Genomic DNA, 2,926 nt, shown 5'->3' with positions numbered 1-2,926 from the left:
AACGGGTTCCCCGATCAGGACTTTCACCTGACAATTCAATCGCCTTTGCAGGCGCACTAGAACAGTTGTCCCCAACTGTTCCGTCGGGCAATTCTCAGCCGCCAAGCCCCGTCGCCTCATCAAGTCCACTGCCAGGCGTTCGCGTCACGCTGCTCGACGAGTCCACCCTGGCACGCAAACAGTTGAGGACAACTGTTCTACTCTGCCCGAGCTTCGCTCGTGGGATACAGGCAGCCAGCGATCAACCTCGATTTTTTGGGAACCATGCAGGACACGAAGAGCACGAACGGGTGTTGCCGTCGCGGTGTAGGCCGGCCCCAACGAAGAGCCGTTCCGGCAATCCCAAGTTGTTTCTCGCGGCATCGCTCGTGCGTTGCCGGTCCGGCATTCCATGGCATCAGAGATAGGGGTAGGGAAGTCCGGTTGAGCCGGACTCCCCTCCCTCAGAACCGTACGTGCGGTTCTCCCGCATACGGCTCGCCAGTCAGTGGGTCCCGTCGAGGGATTGAACGTAAGCTGAGTGGGCTAAACGCAGACTTCGATAACCTCGCTCGCTGAAGTAGGCATTGGGCCAACGATGAGTGCGACAGAGCCGCTTGGGGTTGCGTCGATGACGCTTCAAGAGCTGACGTCGCAGTCGTTTGCGGATCATCCCGTCGTACTTGTCGAAGATGTTCCACGTACAGTGACGAAAGTAGCTGAACCAACCCACCGTCACGCGATTGATCTGGGCGATCGTCGCTTCCAGGGATTGGCCGCTCTTCCGGGGTGTTAACCGTCGAATCGTGTCGACCATCTTCTGGTGGCTCTTCGCGCGAGGAAACCGGAGCTTTCCGCGGAACGAGTAACCAAGAAAGTCAAAACTTTTGACCCGACTGTCAACGATGTGCGTCTTCTCGGGGTGCAACGTCAAACCGGCTTCACAGACGAAGCGTTTGACTTCCTCAAGGGCCAACTCCGCTTGCTCCTGACTACGACACAGGATCACAAAGTCGTCAGCGTAGCGAACCATTTCATAGCCCAGATCGGCCATCCGGTGGTCCAGCTCGTTGAGGTACAGATTGGATAACAGCGGGGAAAGCACAGCCCCTTGCGGCACGCCACTTTCAGGCGTCCACTCGCGAAGTTCCTCCAGGATCGATTGGTCCAAGAACTGCTTCACCAGATCCAATACCCGGCGATCCGAAATCTGTTCGCTGACCAGGGCCAGCAAACGGTCTTTCGGAATCGTGTCGAAGTAACCTTGCAGGTCAGCATCGACCACAAAGACATGACCGGTCTCCAGTAACCCTTCGACCACTCGCAGTGCATCATGACAGCTGCGGCCATGACGGAAGCCGAAGCTTCTTTCATGGAACTCGTTGTCGAAGATCGGTTCGATGACGTTGACCAACGCCGTTTGCACGACGCGGTCTCGAACTGTTGGAATTCCCAAAGGCCGCGTTTGTTTGCTGCCCGGTTTGGGAATTCGCACCCGACGTACCGCCTGTGGGCGATAGGTGTCGGTTCGCAACTGTTCATACAGTTGCTTGATCTCAGCGATTTCCTGTTCGCTGAAATCCTCGGTGCTTTGCCGATCCACTCCCGCTGCTCCCTTCTTGCCGACAACCTTGCGGGCCGACTCGAACAGGTTCAGCTCACGGTACACCTTGTCAATCAAGGCATGCCATTTACCTCCTCGCACTCCTACGGACAGTGCGTTCAACATACGATCAGTCCAGACTCTGCGATTCGCCCACGAAGAAATCTCAATTGCTGATTTCTTTTCAGGTTCTCCAGCACGGCTAGCCTTGGCCGACGGGGATTCCGCCGAAAACGGCACTGTCACCGGGATGTAGTCTTTCGATTTACGTTTCGCTTGCATGGTCTTCTCGTATCCACTTCCCTGCCTCCCTTCGCTCGCACCGGGTTTGGTTCCCAGTGGTCGACACTACTATGAAGGCTCTGACTTCTCGGCTGAGCTTCAGCGGTCTGCTGCTCGCCGAGATCTCCCTGCTTCTCTCGATTGAACTTCCGAACATTCCGTCTCCAACCACCGCATAGCCATTTCGCCACGCTCGATTTCTCACGTTACCGAGTTCGTTCATCGTCGTGGCTGCTGCACCGACCGCCCGCACAGTCGTCGGGCTGACCTAGACCGGTCATCGCTGGGCCGATTGCGTGCAGTCAAGGGTTCGCTCATTTCTAGGAGGCTCCCCGACAGGCTTGGCCGAATCGAGTTCACAATACAGTTACGGACTGCTCTTTCGCTTTTGGTTGCTCTCCACCCTTTCTGTTGAAAACGCAGTTACCATCAGCTACGGGGAGGTAACGGGTTCCCCGATCAGGACTTTCACCTGACAATTCAATCGCCTTTGCAGGCGCACTAGAACAGTTGTCCCCAACTGTTCCGTCCGGCAGCGCTCCACCGCCGGGCCACATCGCGACCGAGTCCACTTCCAAGTGTTCGCTTCAGGCGGCTCCACAACGCGGCATTGCCCACGACGGCCCCATCCGGGGCGACCTTTTGTTTTTCGCGATTGTTCTCGGGGCTTCCGCCCCGAGCTACGAACGACGGCCCCTCCGGGGCGATGTGGCGTGATCGCGAAGTGAGACGGAGCGATTGCAAATTGCATTGTTGAATTTGCACGCGGAAATGGCGGCCGTCAGAGTAGAACAGTTGTCCCCAACTGTTCCGTCGGGCAGCGCTCAACCGCCGGGCCTCATCGCAACCGAGTCCACTTCCAAGTGTTCGCTTCAAGCGGCTCTACAACGCGGCACCTCCCACGACGGCCCCATCCGGGGCGACCTTTTGTTTTTCGTCGAATGTCTCGGGGCTTCCGCCCCGAGCTACGAACGACGGCCCCCTCCGGGGCGATGTGACGTGATCGCGAAGTGAGACGGGGCGATTGCAATTTGCATTGTTTAATTTGCACGCGGAAATGAG

1 protein-coding gene is annotated in these 2,926 nt (G+C 57.3%); it reads right to left on the bottom strand.

The features are described 5' to 3' along the window. Positions 1 to 484: 484 nt before the first annotated feature. A complete protein-coding gene (ltrA, locus tag RISK_RS17565; RefSeq protein WP_236696408.1) occupies positions 485 to 1,660 on the bottom strand; it encodes a group II intron reverse transcriptase/maturase in 1,176 nt (391 codons plus the stop codon). Between the last annotated feature and the right edge of the window lie 1,266 nt (positions 1,661 to 2,926).

Origin of the sequence: Rhodopirellula islandica, from assembly GCF_001027925.1 — a bacterium.
GTDB classification, from domain to species: domain Bacteria; phylum Planctomycetota; class Planctomycetia; order Pirellulales; family Pirellulaceae; genus Rhodopirellula; species Rhodopirellula islandica.
The sequence above is the reverse complement of the archived record's forward strand: the minus strand, read 5'-3'. Positions and strand labels throughout refer to the sequence as shown.